The sequence below is a fragment of the Streptosporangium sp. NPDC048047 genome, from assembly GCF_040653115.1.
Classification (GTDB): Bacteria; Actinomycetota; Actinomycetes; order Streptosporangiales; family Streptosporangiaceae; genus Streptosporangium.
In genome coordinates this window covers 27,478-43,805 of sequence record NZ_JBEZNH010000062.1, presented here as the reverse complement: position 1 = coordinate 43,805, position 16,328 = coordinate 27,478, and the positions used below count along the sequence as shown (strand labels likewise).

At 74.5% G+C, this 16,328-nt stretch carries 13 protein-coding genes; 6 read left to right on the top strand and 7 right to left on the bottom strand.

Annotated elements, in window-relative coordinates; all coding sequences use genetic code 11:
- Window positions 1–259 precede the first annotated feature (259 nt).
- Both AB0D67_RS33530 and AB0D67_RS33525 read left to right on the top strand, forming a co-directional pair.
- Window positions 260–1,198, top strand: coding sequence for a universal stress protein (locus AB0D67_RS33530; RefSeq protein ID WP_362944921.1), 939 nt, complete (start codon window positions 260–262; stop codon window positions 1,196–1,198).
- A 16-nt stretch (window positions 1,199–1,214) separates the two neighbouring features.
- On the top strand, window positions 1,215–1,931 hold the full coding sequence (locus tag AB0D67_RS33525; RefSeq protein WP_362944918.1) for a CBS domain-containing protein: 717 nt from the start codon (window positions 1,215–1,217) through the stop codon (window positions 1,929–1,931).
- Between the two features lie 132 nt (window positions 1,932–2,063).
- Here AB0D67_RS33525 and AB0D67_RS33520 read toward each other — a convergent pair whose 3' ends face one another.
- Window positions 2,064–2,765, bottom strand: a complete 702-nt coding sequence (locus AB0D67_RS33520) for a CBS domain-containing protein (protein WP_362944916.1) — start codon at window positions 2,763–2,765, stop codon at window positions 2,064–2,066.
- A gap of 171 nt (window positions 2,766–2,936) precedes the next feature.
- On the opposite strand from AB0D67_RS33520, the gene AB0D67_RS33515 reads away from it, so the two are divergent.
- Window positions 2,937–4,784, top strand: a complete 1,848-nt coding sequence (locus AB0D67_RS33515; protein WP_362944914.1) for a GAF domain-containing sensor histidine kinase — start codon at window positions 2,937–2,939, stop codon at window positions 4,782–4,784.
- Between the two features lie 43 nt (window positions 4,785–4,827).
- Here AB0D67_RS33515 and AB0D67_RS33510 read toward each other — a convergent pair whose 3' ends face one another.
- Together AB0D67_RS33510 and AB0D67_RS33505 are read right to left on the bottom strand one after the other, a co-directional pair.
- Window positions 4,828–5,235, bottom strand: coding sequence for a pyridoxamine 5'-phosphate oxidase family protein (locus AB0D67_RS33510; RefSeq protein ID WP_362944912.1), 408 nt, complete (start codon window positions 5,233–5,235; stop codon window positions 4,828–4,830).
- Window positions 5,236–5,403: 168 nt separating this feature from the next.
- Window positions 5,404–6,030 (bottom strand): CBS domain-containing protein, encoded by a 627-nt coding sequence (locus AB0D67_RS33505; protein WP_362944910.1) that lies wholly within the window; start codon window positions 6,028–6,030, stop codon window positions 5,404–5,406.
- A 461-nt stretch (window positions 6,031–6,491) separates the two neighbouring features.
- Between AB0D67_RS33505 and AB0D67_RS33500 the strand changes: the two genes are divergently transcribed.
- On the top strand, window positions 6,492–7,472 hold the full coding sequence (locus AB0D67_RS33500) for a TerC family protein (protein ID WP_362944908.1): 981 nt from the start codon (window positions 6,492–6,494) through the stop codon (window positions 7,470–7,472).
- A 197-nt stretch (window positions 7,473–7,669) separates the two neighbouring features.
- Here AB0D67_RS33500 and AB0D67_RS33495 read toward each other — a convergent pair whose 3' ends face one another.
- From AB0D67_RS33495 to AB0D67_RS33485, 3 genes are read right to left on the bottom strand one after another with little or no spacing between them, the layout of a single operon-like run.
- Window positions 7,670–8,431 (bottom strand): HAD-IA family hydrolase, encoded by a 762-nt coding sequence (locus AB0D67_RS33495; RefSeq protein ID WP_362944906.1) that lies wholly within the window; start codon window positions 8,429–8,431, stop codon window positions 7,670–7,672.
- The gene (locus tag AB0D67_RS33490) at window positions 8,428–9,129 is read right to left on the bottom strand and encodes a GNAT family N-acetyltransferase (protein ID WP_362944904.1); all 702 of its coding nucleotides are present in this window, start codon (window positions 9,127–9,129) and stop codon (window positions 8,428–8,430) included. The genes AB0D67_RS33495 and AB0D67_RS33490 overlap by 4 nt, the downstream gene beginning before the upstream one ends.
- On the bottom strand, window positions 9,126–10,619 hold the full coding sequence (locus tag AB0D67_RS33485; protein WP_362944902.1) for an AAA family ATPase: 1,494 nt from the start codon (window positions 10,617–10,619) through the stop codon (window positions 9,126–9,128). Before AB0D67_RS33485 ends, AB0D67_RS33490 begins: the two co-directional genes overlap by 4 nt.
- Before the next feature lie 349 nt (window positions 10,620–10,968).
- Here AB0D67_RS33485 and AB0D67_RS33480 point away from each other — a divergent pair, with 349 nt between their 5' ends.
- Entirely contained in the window at window positions 10,969–14,001 is a 3,033-nt protein-coding gene (locus AB0D67_RS33480) for a glycosyl hydrolase family 65 protein (RefSeq protein WP_362944900.1), read from the top strand.
- A 176-nt stretch (window positions 14,002–14,177) separates the two neighbouring features.
- On the top strand, window positions 14,178–14,921 hold the full coding sequence (locus tag AB0D67_RS33475) for a universal stress protein (protein ID WP_362944898.1): 744 nt from the start codon (window positions 14,178–14,180) through the stop codon (window positions 14,919–14,921).
- Between the two features lie 150 nt (window positions 14,922–15,071).
- Here the strand turns inward: AB0D67_RS33475 and fbp are convergent, their stop codons facing one another.
- Window positions 15,072–16,211, bottom strand: coding sequence for a fructose-1,6-bisphosphate aldolase/phosphatase (gene fbp / locus AB0D67_RS33470; RefSeq protein ID WP_362944896.1), 1,140 nt, complete (start codon window positions 16,209–16,211; stop codon window positions 15,072–15,074).
- Between the last annotated feature and the right edge of the window lie 117 nt (window positions 16,212–16,328).

Genomic DNA, 16,328 nt, shown 5'->3' with positions numbered 1-16,328 from the left:
GTCATCGCCGACGCCGTCCGCATCACCAAGGTCTGACCCCGGACGCACCGTCCGGGCCGCGAGGAACGGTGACCGAGAAGCGGGGGAGGCGGCGGGCGGCCGGTGAGGGGGCCGCCCGCACCGGGGAGGCGGGGAACGGCGTGAGACGGCGCGGTCGCCCGCGCGGGCGGGGATGAGGGCGGAAGGTCCCATGCCGGTGGGACCTTCCGCCCTGCCGTTCCGGGAGACCCTCTCCCGACCATGGGAGGGGGTGAGAAGGATGACCGAGACCCGCGAGGTGGTCGTCGGCTACGACGGCTCGGACTTCTCCATGCAGGCCCTGGAGTGGGCGATGGACGAGGCGGAACTGCGGCAGCTGCCGCTGAGGGTGGCCCACGCCTGGCGCTGGCCGTACGGCCAGGCCGAGGAGGAGGTCAAGCTCCACCTGCGCAAGGCGGCCGAGCACGTGCTGTACCACGGCGCCGACTGCGCCCGCTCATGCAGCAGTTCGATCACCGAGGTGACCGCCGACCTGTACGAGGGGTCCGCCGCCGAGCGGCTGGTGGAGCTGTCGGCCCGCGCCGAACTGGTCGTGGTCGGTTCGCGCGGCATGGGAGCGCTGGCCAGGACGGTCCTGGGGTCGGTCGCCGGCTACGTCGCGGCGCACGCGTGCTGCCCGGTGGTCGTGGTGCGCGGTCCCGGCCCCATCCCCGTGCCGCTGCACCGGGGGGCCGTGGTCCTGGGCATGGCCGCGGACACGCGAGACGAGGCGATCGGGTTCGCCTTCGGTGAGGCGGACGTCCGGCAGCTCAGCCTGGTGGCGGTGCGGGGCGGCCCCCTCCAGCCGATGCCGTGGCTGTCGCAGGGGCCGCCGATGCCGGAGCCGGCGATCGTCGCGAAGACGGCCGAGGGGGAGATGATCGAGCGGCTGCGGCCGTGGCAGATCCGGTACCCGGAGGTGGCCGTCCGGGTCCACAGCGTCACCGGGCCGCCGAAGGACGTCCTGGCGGACCTCTCCAGGGAGGCGAGCCTGATGGTGGTCGGCGGGGCGCGCGGGCACGGACGGCTGGGTTCGGTCACCAGGTCGATCCTCCAGCGCAGCGCCTGCGCCGTCGCGGTCGTCCCCGCGCCGGTCCTCCCGGGAGAGGACGTGGCCCCCGCCGGGAGCGCGTGGACCGAGGCCGCGCGGAGCGGGGACGCGCGGGCCGCGGCGGACTAGGTCAGGAGGAGAGACCATGGTCATGCGGGTGAGTGACGTCATGGGCAGGGTGGCCATCGCGGTCCAGCGTGACGCGACGTTCGCCGAGCTCGTCGCGACCATGCGCCGTTTCAAGGTGGACGCCGTCGCGGTGGTCAACGCCGACGGCCGCCCGGTCGGCACGGTGTCGGAGGACGATCTGCTGCCCGGCGGGACGGACCTTCCGTACGGCGAGGGCGGACCGCACGGCGGGCCCGCGGGCGGCGGGCGTGGCCCGGACCACCAGAAGATCATGGAGATGACCGCCGAGGAGCTCATGACCAGCCCGGCGCCCACGGTCGTGGGGGAGACCCCGGTCAGGGAGGCGGCCCGCCTGATGCACGTCAACGGGGTCAGGCAGCTACCGGTGATCGACGCCGTCAGCGGGCGGATCGCCGGGACCGTGCACCAGGCCGACCTGCTGAGGATCTTCGCCAGACGGGCGCCGGAGGTCCTGGCCGACGTGGCGGCGGCCGTGGCCCGGCTGCGGCTGGACCCCCGTACGCTCACGATCTCGGTGGACGCCGGCGTGGTGCGCATCCAGGGGCGGCTGGCCAGGCGGTCGCAGATCGCCCGCCTGGCCGAGGCCGCGCGGCAGGCGGACGGCGTCGTGGACCTGCGGATCGACGTCACCTACGACCACGACGACCTGACCGGTGAAACGGCGGACCACCCGGCGGAGGCCGCCCTGGCGAGGACGGCCACGGAGGACTGAGGGCGGATCCCGGAGGACCCCCTGCGGAGCCCGGATGGCCACCGGCCGCCTCAAGGCTCACCCGCCGTTCCAAGGTTCACCCGCTGTTCCAGGGCTTCCGGCCGCTCCTGGACCTAAGGGCCGTTCCGGGGCCTATCGGCCGCTCCAGGCCGGCGTGTCGTCCAGGGTCCATCGCAGCTCGTCCACCACGTCGACCACCCCGTTGACCCGCTGGACCATCCGTACCGCCAGCCGGGCGTCGCTGCGCCGGTGCATGCGCCCGGTCAGGGTGACGACACCCTGGTGGACCGTGACGGAGGCGGTGCTGGGCTCGGCCCACAGGGTGCGGTCGAGGATGTCCCGGCGTACCTCCTCGGCGATGTCGGCGTCATCGCGGACGAAGACCTTCAGCAGGTCGTGGCGGCTGACGATGCCCTGGAGGACGCCCTCGGCGTCCACCACGGGCAGCCTCTTGATCCCGTGCTCCTCCATCAGCCGCATCGCCGAGACGATCGAGGCGTGCCCCCGCACGGTGATCGCCGGAGCCGTCATCAGCTCGGCGGCGGTGTCGCCCCGGGCCTTCGCCCGGCCGTCCCCGCCCTTGGCGCTCAGACGATCGCGCAGCCGGGAGCGCAGCGGCGGCTGGTAGCCCTCGCGGTAGTAGCGCTCCCTGAACTCCTCCTTGCGCAGTAGATCCTCCTCCGAGACGACGCCGACGACGTGTCCCTCGGCGTCCACCACGGGGACCGCGCTCACGCCGTGGGCGATGAGCACCTCCGCCACGTCCTTGAACGGGGTGCAGCCGTTGACCGACGCCACCTCGGTGGTCATGACGTCCTTGACCTTCGCGTGCATACCGGACCTCCTCCGGGCTTCCCGTGCCGCCCGCATCTCTCATCACACCGCCGCGAGGGCCGCCGGGCAGCGGCCGGAGGTCCTCAACGGCGGGGACCTTCGGCCACCGCCGGAGGAGCCGCTGCGCATCAGAGTGGGTGCGATGCGCATTTCGTGGGGAAACTCATATGTATGGCAGATGTTGAGCCATATGCCCTAACTCCGCACATGCGGCTGGACGAGCTGCTGGCGGAGCTGCAGGTGCGGCTGGAGGCGGTGCTGGCCACCCGCGACCGCATGCAGGCCCTGCTGAACGCCGTGGTGTCGGTGGGCAGCGACCTGGATCTGGAGACGGTGCTGCGGCGGATCGTGGAGACCGCCACCACCCTGGTCGACGCCCGCTACGGCGCGCTGGGCGTCATCGGGGAGGAGGACACGCTCGTGCAGTTCCTCCCGGTGGGACTGAGCGAGGAGGAGATCGCCCGGATTGAGCACTGGCCGCACGGCCTGGGCCTGCTGGGCCTGCTCATCAAGGATCCGTGCCCGGTACGGCTGGCGAACATCGCCGACCACTCCGAGTCCTACGGCTTCCCGCCCGGCCACCCGCCGATGGGCTCCTTCCTGGGGGTGCCGGTACGGATCCGCGAGGAGGTGTTCGGCAACCTCTACCTCACCGAGAAGCGCGGCGGCGGGGAGTTCGACGAGGAGGACGAGGCGATCGTGGTGGCCCTGGCCACCGCGGCCGGCGTCGCCATCGAGAACGCCCGCCTGTACGAGGAGACGCGCCGCCGGGAGGTCTGGCTGCAGGCGTCCTCCGACGTCACCACGGCCCTGCTGTCGGGCGCCGAGCCCACCGAGGTGCTCACGCTGATCGCCGGGCGGGCGCGGCGGATGGCGGGCGCCGACGCGGTGGCGGTGCTGCTGCCGGACGGCGACGGCCGGCGGCTGCGGGTGGTCATCGCGGAAGGTCCCGGCATCGTCCCGAACGTGCCGGCCGCCTCGGATGCTTCGGACACCGCGGACGGCGGCCGGGGCGCACCGGAAGCACCGGAGACATCGGGAGCCCCGGGAGCGCCGGAGGCGTCGGGAGCGACAGGCGAGTGCGACGGCCCCGCGGACGGACGGCTGTGCCCGAAGGTGGGCGCCTTCGCCCTCGTGTCCGGATCGCTGGCCGGGCAGGCGTTCGCCTCCGGCGAGCCGTTCATGGTGACCGGCCCCGTCGGCGGCTTCCCGCCGGGCACGGCCGACCCGGCGGCGCCCGGACCGGCCGCGGCGGTGCCGATCGGCGCGGCCGGCACGGTGCGCGGGGTGCTGTCGCTGGCCAAGCGCCCCGGCCGCATCCCGTTCAGCCAGGTCGAGCTGCGCACCCTGCACGCCTTCGCCGGGCAGGCGGCGATCGCGCTGGAACTGGCCGAGAGCCGTATCCACGCCGAGCGCCTCAGCCTGCTGGAGGACCGCGACCGCATCGCCAAGGACCTGCACGACGTGGTCATCCAGCGGCTCTTCGCCGTCGCCATGACGCTGATGAGCGCGGTGCCGCTGATCGAGCGGCCACAGGCCGGAACCCGGGTGCAGAACGCCATCGACGAACTCGACAACACCATCCGGCAGATCCGCTCCACCATCTTCGCCCTGCAGAGCCCCGACGGCGGCGACACCGGAGGGCTGCGCGGGCGGATCACCGCGCTGGTCGAGGACGCCGGAGCACACCTGGGCTTCCAGCCTGCCCTGACCATGGACGGCCCCCTGGACACCGGGGTCCCACCCGAGATCGGCGACCACCTGCTGGCCGTGCTGCGCGAGGCGCTGTCCAACGTGGTCCGCCACGCGAAGGCCACCCGCGTCGGAGTGCGCGCCGGACTCGCCGGGGACCGGCTGACCCTCCTCGTCGAGGACGACGGCGTCGGCCTGCCCGCAGACGGCCGCCGCAGCGGACTGCGCAACCTGCGGGAACGCGCCGACCGGCTCGGCGGCGTCTTCTGCGCCGACGCCCCGCCCGGCGGCGGCACCCGGCTCACCTGGAGCGTTCCGCTGGGCTGAGCCCGGTGCGGAACGCGGGCCGGTGGGCCCTCCGGCGGCGCCGCTAACGGCGGAGGCGCCGACCGGAGATCCGTTCGATGTGGAGCACGATGAAGTGGTCCCCGCAGCCCGCGGCCCACGCGGTCAGCGGCAGCCCGGTCAGCCGGGTGACCTCCTCGGGGTCCTGGACGGTCCGGGTGCGTCCCAGGGCGGTGACCGACCAGCCGGTGCGGGCGTCGGTGTCGAAGTCGTCCGCCTCGAAGGCCACCACGGTGTCCCGGGTGGCGGCGGCCACCTTGGAGGAGGAATCTGTGCAGATCACGATTTTTCCGCCATCGACGCAGAAGTCGACCGGCTCGACCGCGGGAAGGGCCCGGTCGGTGAAGACGATCCTGCCGATCGGGGCCGACGACAGCAGCTTCATGCACTCCTCCCGGGAGAGCGCGTGCGGCCGGATCGAGTCGATGTCCATACCTGAAGCTTCGTCGAGAGAGGTCCCGGCGGTTGAGGGGAGAAGGTCCCCTTCTCACGGACCATGGCCCCGCGCCGTACGGACCTTCGGTCCCACGGTCCCGTGTCGTACGGACCTCCGGTCCCCTACCGTGCGGGCCTCCGGTTTCACGGCCCTCCGGGGACGGGGTCAGAACCCCTGACGGACGGGGACGTTGTCCCGCTCCCACAGCAGATCGTCGATCACCCCGACGACGCCGTCGACCCGCAGGGCCATCGTCAGGGCGGTCCGGGTGTCGCCGCGCAGGGTCATCGTGCCGCTCAGCGTCGCCATGCCGTTCCTGACGGAGACCCGCACCCGGGAGGTGTCCATCCACAGTGAACGGGTCAGGACATCCTGACGGATCTCGCGCTCGATGTCCCGGTCCGGCCGGACGAACGGCTTCAGCAGGTCGCGGCGGCTGACGATGCCCACCAGCCGGCCGAGGCGGTCCACCACCGGCAGTCGCCTGACGTGGTGGTCGCGCATAAGGCGGCAGGCGTCCGCCAGCGTCGCGGCCTCCGGGACGGTGATCGCGGGGGAGGACATCAGTCTGCGGGCGAGATCGCACCGGCTCGGGCGGCGGACGCCGTCGCCGGGCGCGGTCCCCGGTGGGCCCTCCGGCTCCTCGCGCAGCAGGTCGGACTCGGAGACGACACCGGTCACGCGGCCCTCGCCGTCCAGCACCGGCACGGCGCCGACCGCGTGGGCGACGAACACGGCGGCGATCTGCTTGAAGCAGGCGTCCTCACGGACCGAGATCACCTTCCGGGTCATGACGTTTCCGACGTTGACGCACATCGTGCCTCCAGCCGCACTCGGCGGGGCGGGCGCCCGCGAAGGGGCCCGGCCCGCAGGTGTGAGGTGACGGTGTGTGCGGCGCATTACGAAGAACTGACTCACCTCACACCCAGAAGAGTGGGCGTGCGGACGGCGAGCCTCTAGAGGCTAAATGCCCTTTCTGGCGAGGACTGTCGGCCCTGCCTGGTCGACGGCGCGGAAACCATCCACCCGGCACAGAAATACTTTGAGCTGGGTAAATGCTGCGAAAACCGGCGCCGCGCAGCCTTGACAGGCACCCGGTGTCTCATATTCTGACGTTGGCGGAGGGGAGTACCCGAACCGTCAGGATCGTCAGTACGGCGGGCCGCACGCACGCCCGGTCCTGGCGCCGCCCGGCCTCACGCCGCCGGGACGGTGGGGAGACCTCCGGTCACTCGACGACCGGGGGATGCTCGATGAACGTTCCGCTGTGGATCTGGGCCGCCGTGCTGGGCGTGATCGTTCTCATGCTGGCCGTAGACCTTCTCGCCCATCGCCGGGCGCACGTCATCGGGGTCCGCGAGGCCGCGGTGTGGTCGGTGGTCTGGATCACCCTCGGCCTGGCGTTCGGCGCGGTGATCTGGCGTTTCTGGGGCGGGGAGTTCGCCGCCCAGTACTACGCCGGCTACCTGATCGAGAAATCCCTCGCGGTGGACAACGTCTTCGTCTTCGCGATCATCTTCGGTTACTTCGCCGTGCCCAGGGAGTACCAGCACCGGGTGCTGTTCTTCGGGGTGCTGGGCGCGCTGGTCTTCCGCGGCGCGTTCATCGCCGCCGGATCGGTGCTGATCGCGAGCTTCGCCTGGATCCTGTACGTCTTCGGCGCGTTCCTGGTGCTGACCGGCGTCCGGATGGCCCTGCACCGCGACGAGACCATGGACCCCGGGCGCAGCGTGGTACTGCGGCTGTTCCGCCGCCTCATCCCCGTCACTGACGAGTATCACGGCCAGAGGTTCCTGGTCCGTCGGTCGGGCCGGTGGGTGGCCACCCCGCTGCTGGCGGTGCTGGTCCTGGTCGAGGTCACCGACGTCGTCTTCGCCGTCGACTCCATCCCGGCCATCTTCGCCGTCACCTCCGAGCCGTTCCTGGTGTTCACTTCCAACGCCTTCGCGATCCTTGGTCTGCGGGCGATGTACTTCCTGCTGGCCGACCTGATGCACCGCTTCGTCTACCTCAAGCTCGGCCTGGCGCTGGTGCTGGTGTGGGTCGGGGTCAAGATGCTGCTGCTGGACGTCTACAAGATCCCCACCGGCCTCTCCCTCGCGGTGGTCGCCGCGATCCTCGCCGTCGCCGTCGGCGCGAGCTGGCTCACCACACGTCCCGGCAGGGCCGGGAAAGAGCCGGCCACCGCGGGCGCCGGAGAGGACGCCGAAGCCGATGGAGCGGGGTCGTCCTGACACCGTCACGGCCGGGAGGCGGTGGCACGACGGCCCGGATCGGTCTTTCACCCACCCTGGAACCGGACCGAGGGCGTCTCCACTCCCTGTGAGTGATCTCGGATCACACCCGGAGCGAGCCCGAAGGATCCTGTCCGCCCCGGGAGGGACACCGGGCGAGATCTGGCAGATCGTGAAGGGGAAGACGCCGTTCGCGGTCAGGGGGCCGCCGGGGGCTCCGGAGCGGCCCGGTGGCCGATGAGGTGAAGCTCCCCCAGATCGCCGACGACGATGTCGGCCCCGGCGGCCCGCAGCGCCTCTCCCCGGCCGCGCCGGTCCACGCCGATGACCGGTTCGAACCCGCCCCGCCGTCCGGCCCGCACCCCGGCGAGGGAGTCCTCCACGACGGCCGCCTCACCCGGCTCCACGCCCAGCCGCCACGCCGCCTCCAGGAAGAGCGCGGGGTCCGGTTTGCCGGGAAGGCCCAGCCGGGCGGCCTCGACGCCGCCGACCCGGACATCGAACAGGTCCGCCATGCCGGCCGCGCGCAGCACCTCCGCGCAGTTGCGGCTCGCCGAGACGGCCGCGACGCGCACCCCGCGGCGCCGCAGTCCGGTGACGAGCGCGACGGCCGCGGGGAAGGGGGCGACGCCGTACCGGTGGATCGCGGCCAGGAAGGCCGCGTCCTTGCGGGAGGCGAGCGCCGCGACCACGTTCGTCTCCGGCGAGATCCCCCGGGACCGCAGGAGGTCCCGGACGCCGTCGGCGCGAGGCTTGCCGTCGACGTGCAGCAGGTACTCCGCGTCCGCGTCGAACGGCCGGAACGGCTCGCCGCGCCGCCGGGCGCGCTCGCCGAGGAAGGCGTCGAAGACCTCCTTCCACGCCGCGGCGTGGATCACGGCCGTGTCGGTCAGCACCCCGTCGGTGTCGAAGATCACCGCCGCGATCCGCCCGGCGTCCAGCACGGGGCGGGACGTCACGGCGCTCCGTCCCGCGCGGGGTGATCGGGCGATCCGGCCCGTCCTTCGTGCCCCGGACGCCTGCCGTCCCGCCGGACGCGCCCGGTGGGCCCGGCCCCGTGGCGGCGGCGCTCGGTCGCGTCCGCCAGCGCGGCGACGGCCCGCAGGTCGATCCGGACCCGCACCTCGCCGCCGGTGAACTCGCGGGTCACCGGCAGGCCGAGATCGTCCAGGACGATCAGCATCATCCGGTTGACGGGCAGCACGTCGGCCACCAGCTCGGCCACGCCCAGGCCGGCGGCGTCGATCGCCAGACGCTCCAGCAGGAGCGTGCCGAGACCGCGGCCGTGCACGCGGTCGTCGACGAGCACGGCGACGTCGGTGTCGCTGAGATCCTCCGCCGGGACGTGTTCCGCGATCCCGACGACCCGCCCGCCCAGGACGGCGACGAACGCGCGTCCCCGGTGGCCGGGGGCGGTAAGGCGTTCCATGTGCAGATGCGCCGTGGCCCGCCCGCCGGCGAAGAACCGCAGGTAGGCGGACTCCTCCGAGGTCCGTTCCACCAGGTCGTGCAGGGCCGCGCGGTCCCGGCCCCGCAGCGGCCTGATGTGGACGGTCTCCCCGTCGCGCAGCGGCGCGTCGTACCCGGGCGACCCGCCTCCGGTGTCGTCCGGCGCGGCCTGCCGGGGTCCGCCGTGTCCGGTCGGAGCCTCGCTCATCCCGGCTCCAGGAGGGGGCGATGGAACCGTACGGAGGACGGCTCCCAGACGGGGCGGACCACCGCCAGCGCCTGTTCGAGCGACCGCTCCAGCGGGACGCCGGTGTCGATCTCGGCCGCGCCGGCCCACGGCGCGGCCCGCGCCGCCAGCTCCGCCGCGATCTCCGGACCGGCGTCCGAGATCCCCCCGGTACGGCTCGCGAGCCGGTCGGCGACCACCTGGGACGGGGCGGTGCAGCGCAGCTCGAACAACTCGCTGGACGCGCCGTCGGCGACCGCTCCGGCCGCCGTCCGGTGCGCGGCGTCGGTCCAGGAGGCGTCGAGGACGACCGGCTCGCCGTTCCGCAGCAGCCTGCCGGCCCGCGACAGCAGCTCGCCGTAGGCGCGCTCGGTGTGCTCCCGGTCGTAGACGCCCTCGCCGAACGGGGCGGCGGCGGACCGCTCGGGGGTGACGCCGGCCAGTTCCTTGCGGACGCGGTCGCTGCTCAGCAGCGTCACGCCGAGCCGGTCGGCGAGGGCCGCGGCCAGCGTCGACTTGCCGGTGCCGGGCGTCCCGCCGACGAGGATCAGCGGAACCGCTCCGGCCCGCAGGTGGCGCAGCGTGAGATCGGCGAGCTCGCGGGCCCGCAGCGCCGCGCCGGGCTCGTGCTGGGCGTGCCGCAGGCAGGCCACCTTGGCGCGGACGAAGGCCCGGTAGGCGACATAGTGGTGCCACAGCGCGGGCGGGGCGGGGTCGCCGGAGAACTCGGTGTACCAGTGCAGGAACAGCTCGGCGGCCCGGGGCGCGTCCAGCCGCTCCAGGTCCATGGCGAGGAAGGCCGCGTCGTCCAGGCCGTCGAGGAAACGCAGCCGCTCGTCGAACTCCAGGCAGTCGAGGATCCGGGGCCCGTCGTCCAGGCAGAAGACGTCCTCGGCGAGCAGGTCGCCGTGGCCGTCCACGATCCGGCCGCCGGCGACGCGGGCGGCGAACAGGGGGCCGCGGCCGTCGAGGAAGCGCAGCGCGCTCCGTTCGATCCCGTCCAGCACCGGGGCGTCGACGACCCGCTCCGGCAGCGCCCGGACCTGATCGAAGCTCGCGGTCCACCGCGAGCGCAGCGCCGCCACGCCGCCCTCCTGGTCGATCCGCGGGGAACGGCGGGCACGGCCGTGCAGGCCGGCGAGCACCCGGGCGATCCGGCGCAGGTGATCGTCGACCGGCTCGCCCGCCCGGACCAGCGCCGACAGCCGCCGCTCCTCGGGCATGCGCCGCATCACGACGAGATGCTCGCAGACCCGGCCGTCGGGGCCGACCACGTCGGCGACCCCCTCGTAGACGTCCGGGGCCAGCCGCCGGTTGAGGTCCACCTCCTCCCGGCAGACGGCCCGCCGCGCCTCGAGGGAGGTGAAGTCGAGGAAGCCGAGGTCCACCGGCTTCTTCAGCTTGACGGCGCGATCCCCCAGAAGGATCACGACGCCGGAGTGCGTCTCCCTGACCTGCGCCCACGGTTCCATCGATCACGCCTCCGCGTCCCGGTCCGGCCGTACGGCCGGCGCCGCCCGCCCCGCACGGCGGGCGGACGTCCCCGATGCCGGTCCCCTACCCGCAGCCGCGCCTCCCGACGCGGCCGGGAGCCGCTCAGGAGTGGGAAAACCGCAGGTGAGGAGTGCCAGAACGGGTAAGCACCAGGAAACAGGATCCGGTGGGCGCCCGGGAACGGGGAACCGCCCGCACGCCCCGGCCGGGGCCGGCGGGCTCTGGTGCGCGTCCGGGGACGGGACCGGGCGTGACCGGGAGACCCGAGCGGGCGCCGGACGGGGAGCGGGACCCGCGAGCGGACCGGATCCGGCACGGAAGGAACCGATGGACGTTTCGGATCACCGGCTGGGGGACCGCGTGTTCGCGGCGGTGGTGCTCGGCTGGCGCGCGACCGGGGTGCCGTCGGGTGCCCCCGCCGCGCCGTTCCGCCGCCGCGTGACGGCGCTCTGCGCCGCCGGTCTCGACGTCGCGGTGCTCGCCGGCGAGCCGCCGGAGGCGGTGGACGCGCTGCTGCGCGCCCGGCCGGCCGGCCCCGGACGCCTGTGGCTGTGCGCGGGCCCGGAGGCGGAGCCGTACGAAGTGGGCGAGGCGGGCCTGCGGCCCGTCCCTTCGTGGGAAGGCGACGGGGCGCGGGGGCTGCGGACGGCGCTGGCGCTGCTGGCGGAGCGCGGGATCGGCCCAGGAGCGGTCCTGGTGATCGGCGACCGGTTCGCGGCGCCCGGCCGTTCGGACGCGGACGCGATCGCCTCCGTTCCGGAGGCCGCGCGGGCGACGCTGGTGGCGGTCGGTCCCGGACTCCGCCCGGCGGCGGGGCCGGACACGGGCGATCCGGCTGAAGGTGTGCTGTTCCGGGAGAGCGGGCCGGGCGAGGGTGTGCTGTTTTCGGAGGGCGGTCCGGCTGAGGATGTTCCGCTCCAGGAGGGCGGCCCGGACGCGGGCGTCCTGTTCCTGGAGGGCGGTCCGGACGCGGTGCTCGGCGTCCTCGACCGGCAGGTACGGCTGAGGCGGCGCCGCCGGGTCCCCCTGGTCGACGACGACCCGGCGTGGACGATCCGGGAGACCGGCCGGGACCCGGCGCGGAACCGGGTGACCGAGACGCTGCTCACCCTCGGCGCCGGCGGGTTCGCGACCCGCGGATCGGTCGAGGAGGCCGTCCCCGGCTCGCACCCCCTGGTGCTCGCCATGGGGATCTACACCGGCGTGGGGTCCGGACAGCACCTGCTGGCCGGGCCCCGGTGGACCGGGCTGGTCCTGCGCCCGCCGCCCGAGGAGGACCTCCGCCTGCTCGACCTGCGCAGCGGCCTGATGGCGAGGGAGGAGACCGGCCGGACCCCGCCGGTCCGCACGCTGCGGCTGGCGTGCGTGAACCGTCCCGGGGTGGTGGCGATGCGCGCCGAGGCCGGGATCGGGCGGCTGCGCCCCGGGCCGCCGCTGCGGCTGCCCGCCGAAGGGCAGGGCACCGAGGGACGGCACGGCGGCCGCGACTGGGCGCGGGTGACCGGCGCCGTCGGCTGGGCGGCCGGGGACACCGGGTTCGATACGGCCGGGAGCGGCCTGGACGTCTGGGACACCGGGGGCGGCGGAGGCGCCGGGAGCACCGGAGGCTCCGTGGGCGGCACGGGCCCCGGAGGCGTCGCCGCCCTTTCCTCACAGCGCGTGGGCCGCGACGGCGGGGTGCGCACCGTGGAACGGATCGCCGCCTACACGGCCGACCCCGTCCGCCGCCCGGTGCCGCACGACGCCGCCGGGGCGCTGGAGGCGGCAGAGCGGCTCGGGTTCGACCGGCTGCTCGTCGAGCAGCGGGAGGCGTGGGCCGGGCGGTGGGCGGCGGTGAACGTCAGCATCCCGGACGACCCCGCCGCGCAGCTCGCCGTACGGTTCGCCCTCTTCCAGCTCTGGACCAACGCCGACCGGCTCGCGGGCGGCGGGCTCGCGAACGGCTCGGAGCACGGGGGCCGCGCGTGGCCGGGAGGCGGCGCGGAGCCGGGGTACGGAGGCCGCGCGGGGCCGCCCCCGGCCGTCGGCGGCGGATACGGCGAGGCGGCGGCCGGAGCCGGTGGGCCCGGCGCGGCGGGCATCGACGACGAGTACGGCGAGGCGGCGGTCAGCGCCCGGGGGCTGTCGGGCGGAGCCTACGGCGGCCACGTCTTCTGGGACGCCGACGTGTTCGTGCTGCCCGCCCTGGTGAGCATGCATCCCGCCGCCGCCCGTGCCATGGTCGCCTACCGCCTGGGCCGTCTGGGGCCGGCGCGGGCGCGGGCCGCCACGCTGGGCTGCGCGGGGGCGCGCTTCCCCTGGGAGTCCGCCGCCACCGGAGACGACGTGACCCCCGCGATCGGGCACCTGGGCGGGGAGGCCATCGGCATCCTCACCGGGCGGATGGAGGAGCACATCACCGCCGACGTCGCCTGGGCGGCGGCCCACTACGCCCGCTGGAGCGGGGAGGACGGATTCCTGACGGGCCCGGCCCGGCCCCTGCTGACCGAGACCGCCCGCTACTGGACGTCCCGCTGCCGGACGGACCGCGACGGCCGGGCGCACATCGACCGGGTGATCGGCCCCGACGAGTACCACGAGGGGGTGACCGACAACGCGTTCACCAACGTGATGGCCCGGTGGAACCTGCGGCGGGCGGCCCGCCTCGCCGGCCCCGGATGCGCCGAGGCCGGACGGTGGCTCACCCTCGCCGGCCGCCTGGTGGACGGCCACGACCCTGTCACGGGCCTGTACGAGCAGTTCACGGGCTACTTCCGGCTGGAACCGCTGACCATGGCCGAGGTCGCCACCCCGCCGGTCGCCGCCGACCTGCTGCTCGGCCGCGAGCGGGTGGCCGCCACCCAGATCATCAAGCAGCCCGACGTCCTCATGCTGCACCACATGGTCCCCGAGGAGGTCGAGGCCGGCTCGCTCCCGGCGAACCTGGACTTCTACGGCCCCCGCACCGCGCACGGCTCCTCGCTCTCCCCGGCGATCATGGCGTCCCTGCTCGCCCGGGCGGGCCGCGCCGACGAGGCGCTGGCCCTGCTGCGCACCGCGCTGGTCCTCGACCTGGACGACCTGACCGGGACGACCGCCGACGGCCTGCACCTGGCCACGCTCGGCGGCGTCTGGCAGGCGATGCTCACCGGGTTCGCCGGGGCCCGTGTCAGCGGCGGCGTCCTCCGCCTGGACCCCGTCCTCCCCGCCGCGTGGGGCGGCCTCGGCCTGCGGTTCCGCTGCCTGGGGCGGCGGGTGCGGCTGGACGTCACACGCGAGACGGTCACCGTGCGGACCGACGGGCCCCTGCGGGTACGGCTGGGCGACGGCGATCCGCGCCCGGTGGACGGCTCCGCGTGCCTGCGGGGTGATGACCGATGAACGGGCCGTCCGCAGGGGCGGGGCCCGGAGGAGGGCGGCGCGGGCCAGCCGCCGAGGCGGGGGAGCGGCGCACGGGGCGCGGATCGGTCGCCGGGGCGGGGGAACGGGGCACGCGGCGCGGATCGGTCGCCGGGGCGGGGGAACGGGGCACGCGGCGCGGGCCGGCCGCCGGGGCGGTGACGTCCGGTGCGCGGCACGTGCTGGCCGTCGTCCACGACCCGGGGGCGGAGGCGGCCGTGGTCGACGCGGCCGGGGCGGTGGCGACGCTCCTGGGCGCCGACGTCCGGGCGTTCCGCCTCGCCGCGGAATCCGGCGCCGGGGAGACGGTCGCGGCGGTGCTGCACGAGCTGGAACGGCCGGACGTCCTCGCGGGCGTCCTCGCCGGTGACGGCGGTGCCCGGTCGGGGACGTGGGCCGTGGTGCGGCGGGCCGGCAAACCGGTCGTGCTGCTGCCGCCCCGGCGACCCGTGGCCGCGCCGCCGGCGGCGGGTCCGGCGGCGGGTCCGGCGGCGGCCCGGAGGGTCATCTCCCGGGTGCTGCTGCCGCTGGACGGCTCGGCCGAGGCGGCGGCGGCCGTGACCGGGGCGGCCGGGCTGTTCGCCCGCACCGGCGCGGACCTGGTGGTCCTGCACGTCTTCGACGAGGCGACCGTCCCCCGTTTCTGGGACCAGGCCGCGCACGAGCGCCGGGCGTGGGAGGAGGAGTTCCTGGCCCGGCACTGCGCGCACCCCGGGGTGCGGATGGAACTGCGCAGCGGGGTCGCCGGGGAGCAGGTGGTGGACGTGGCGGCCACCGAGCACGTCGACCTCATCGCCCTGGGCTGGTCCCAGCGCGCCGAGGCGGGAAGAGCGCGGACCGTCCGCCGTACGGTGGCCGGTGCGGGCGTGCCGGTCATGCTGATCCCGGTGCCGCGGCCGTAGGTCGCTCGGTGACGGAGGGACGGGAAGGCCCCGCCCCGGGGCTCCGGGCCCGGGACGGGTTCCTCATCGTTCGCGACGGCTGGTCCCGGACGCCGCCCGGGGCCCGCCGCCGTGCGGGTCACCGTACGGACGGCGGCGACGGCACGCGGGTCAGGGCACCGGAGACGGCGTCGGCGGGGTCGGGGTCGCGACCTCGGTGGTCATCGGCGTCCAGCGGTTCGCCAGCCGCCGCGACAGGATGGACATGGTGGTGTACTCCAGGTCCTCGAGCGGCAGGCGGTGCGGTTCGAACGGGCCGTGCCGGCGCAGGTAGTCCATGACCTCGCCCGCCTGCTGCCGAGCCCGGTCGAAGGCCGGGTCGTCGAACATGTCGCGCGGGCCGATCAGCTTGCCGCCCCTGATCTGGAAGCCCAGGCAGACCACGCGCGGCGGGCCGTCGAACCGGGACGGGTGGGCGTGCTCGACCGGGACCGGCATGAACGGCGCGTGGTGGGAGCCGCGCATGCAGCCGGCGACCGTGTACGGGAAGGCGAAGGGCTCCAGCGCCTCACCGACAGCGGGCAGCCCCGACTGACAGCGGATGATCATCACCGGGTCGTCCTTGCCGACGTACTTGCCGGCGATGAGCGACAGCCGCTGGGTGCTCGTCGCCGCGGCCGTCTCGCCGAGGGTCTTGGAGCGGACCCCGTGGACGACGTAGCGGGCCGGTGCGCCGATGTACATGAGCATGTCGTAGATGTCGGCCGGGCAGTCGAAGACGATGCGCTTCTCCTCGTACAGGTCATAGACCTCGAAGCCGAACCCGGCGTGCATCTTCTCGTCGATGACCAGGCCCGGGGTGTTGAACGGGTCGGCGAACATCTTGTACAGCGGCAGGTTCCACGCGCCCGGCTCGGTCTTGTCGGCCAGGAAGCACAGCACCGGCTCCGACGGGCGCTCCTCGAACTCCAGCTCGGCGTAGCCCGGTCCCATGCCCTTCAGGTTGCCCGAGAAGGCGTCCGACAGCAGGTCCTGGCCGGCGCCGTACAGCCGCAGCTCCTGGGCGATGCGGGTGGTGGCCCGGAAGGTGTCCCAGGCGAAGGAGTGGATGAGACCCGCGTCCACGCCGTAGGTGTGGGTCATGATGAGTGAGATGTCGTCGCCGCAGGAGGCGACCCGGCCGTCGATGAGCAGCCCGGAGGCCGTCGCCCTGCCGAGCTCGCGCCTGGCCTCGGCCAGCATGTCCGGGTGCACGGCGGAGTGACCGACGAACCCCCCGGTGTCGGCCTTGATGACGCTCAAAGTGATCATGGTGATGCCTCCCCCTGGCTTCTCCCTGCACCCACCCTGTGCCGGGCCTTCTCGCCGCCGGTAGGGCAGGAGGTCCCGGGAGGGACGGGACTTCCGCACCTACTCGGCGGCGCCCGG

Bases quoted from the DNA above. Each gene is read 5' to 3' on its own strand.
- AB0D67_RS33530 (WP_362944921.1), top strand. From the start codon at position 260: ATGACCGAGACCCGCGAGGTGGTCGTCGGCTACGACGGCTCGGACTTC.
- AB0D67_RS33505 (WP_362944910.1), bottom strand. From the start codon at position 6,030: ATGACCCGGAAGGTGATCTCGGTCCGTGAGGACGCCTGCTTCAAGCAG.
- AB0D67_RS33485 (WP_362944902.1), bottom strand. From the start codon at position 10,619: ATGGAACCGTGGGCGCAGGTCAGGGAGACGCACTCCGGCGTCGTGATC.
- fbp (WP_362944896.1), bottom strand. From the start codon at position 16,211: ATGATCACTTTGAGCGTCATCAAGGCCGACACCGGGGGGTTCGTCGGT.
- AB0D67_RS33490 (WP_362944904.1), bottom strand. From the start codon at position 9,129: ATGAGCGAGGCTCCGACCGGACACGGCGGACCCCGGCAGGCCGCGCCG.
- AB0D67_RS33500 (WP_362944908.1), top strand. From the start codon at position 6,492: ATGAACGTTCCGCTGTGGATCTGGGCCGCCGTGCTGGGCGTGATCGTT.
- AB0D67_RS33480 (WP_362944900.1), top strand. From the start codon at position 10,969: ATGGACGTTTCGGATCACCGGCTGGGGGACCGCGTGTTCGCGGCGGTG.
- AB0D67_RS33515 (WP_362944914.1), top strand. From the start codon at position 2,937: ATGGCAGATGTTGAGCCATATGCCCTAACTCCGCACATGCGGCTGGAC.
- AB0D67_RS33520 (WP_362944916.1), bottom strand. From the start codon at position 2,765: ATGCACGCGAAGGTCAAGGACGTCATGACCACCGAGGTGGCGTCGGTC.
- AB0D67_RS33510 (WP_362944912.1), bottom strand. From the start codon at position 5,235: ATGGACATCGACTCGATCCGGCCGCACGCGCTCTCCCGGGAGGAGTGC.
- AB0D67_RS33525 (WP_362944918.1), top strand. From the start codon at position 1,215: ATGGTCATGCGGGTGAGTGACGTCATGGGCAGGGTGGCCATCGCGGTC.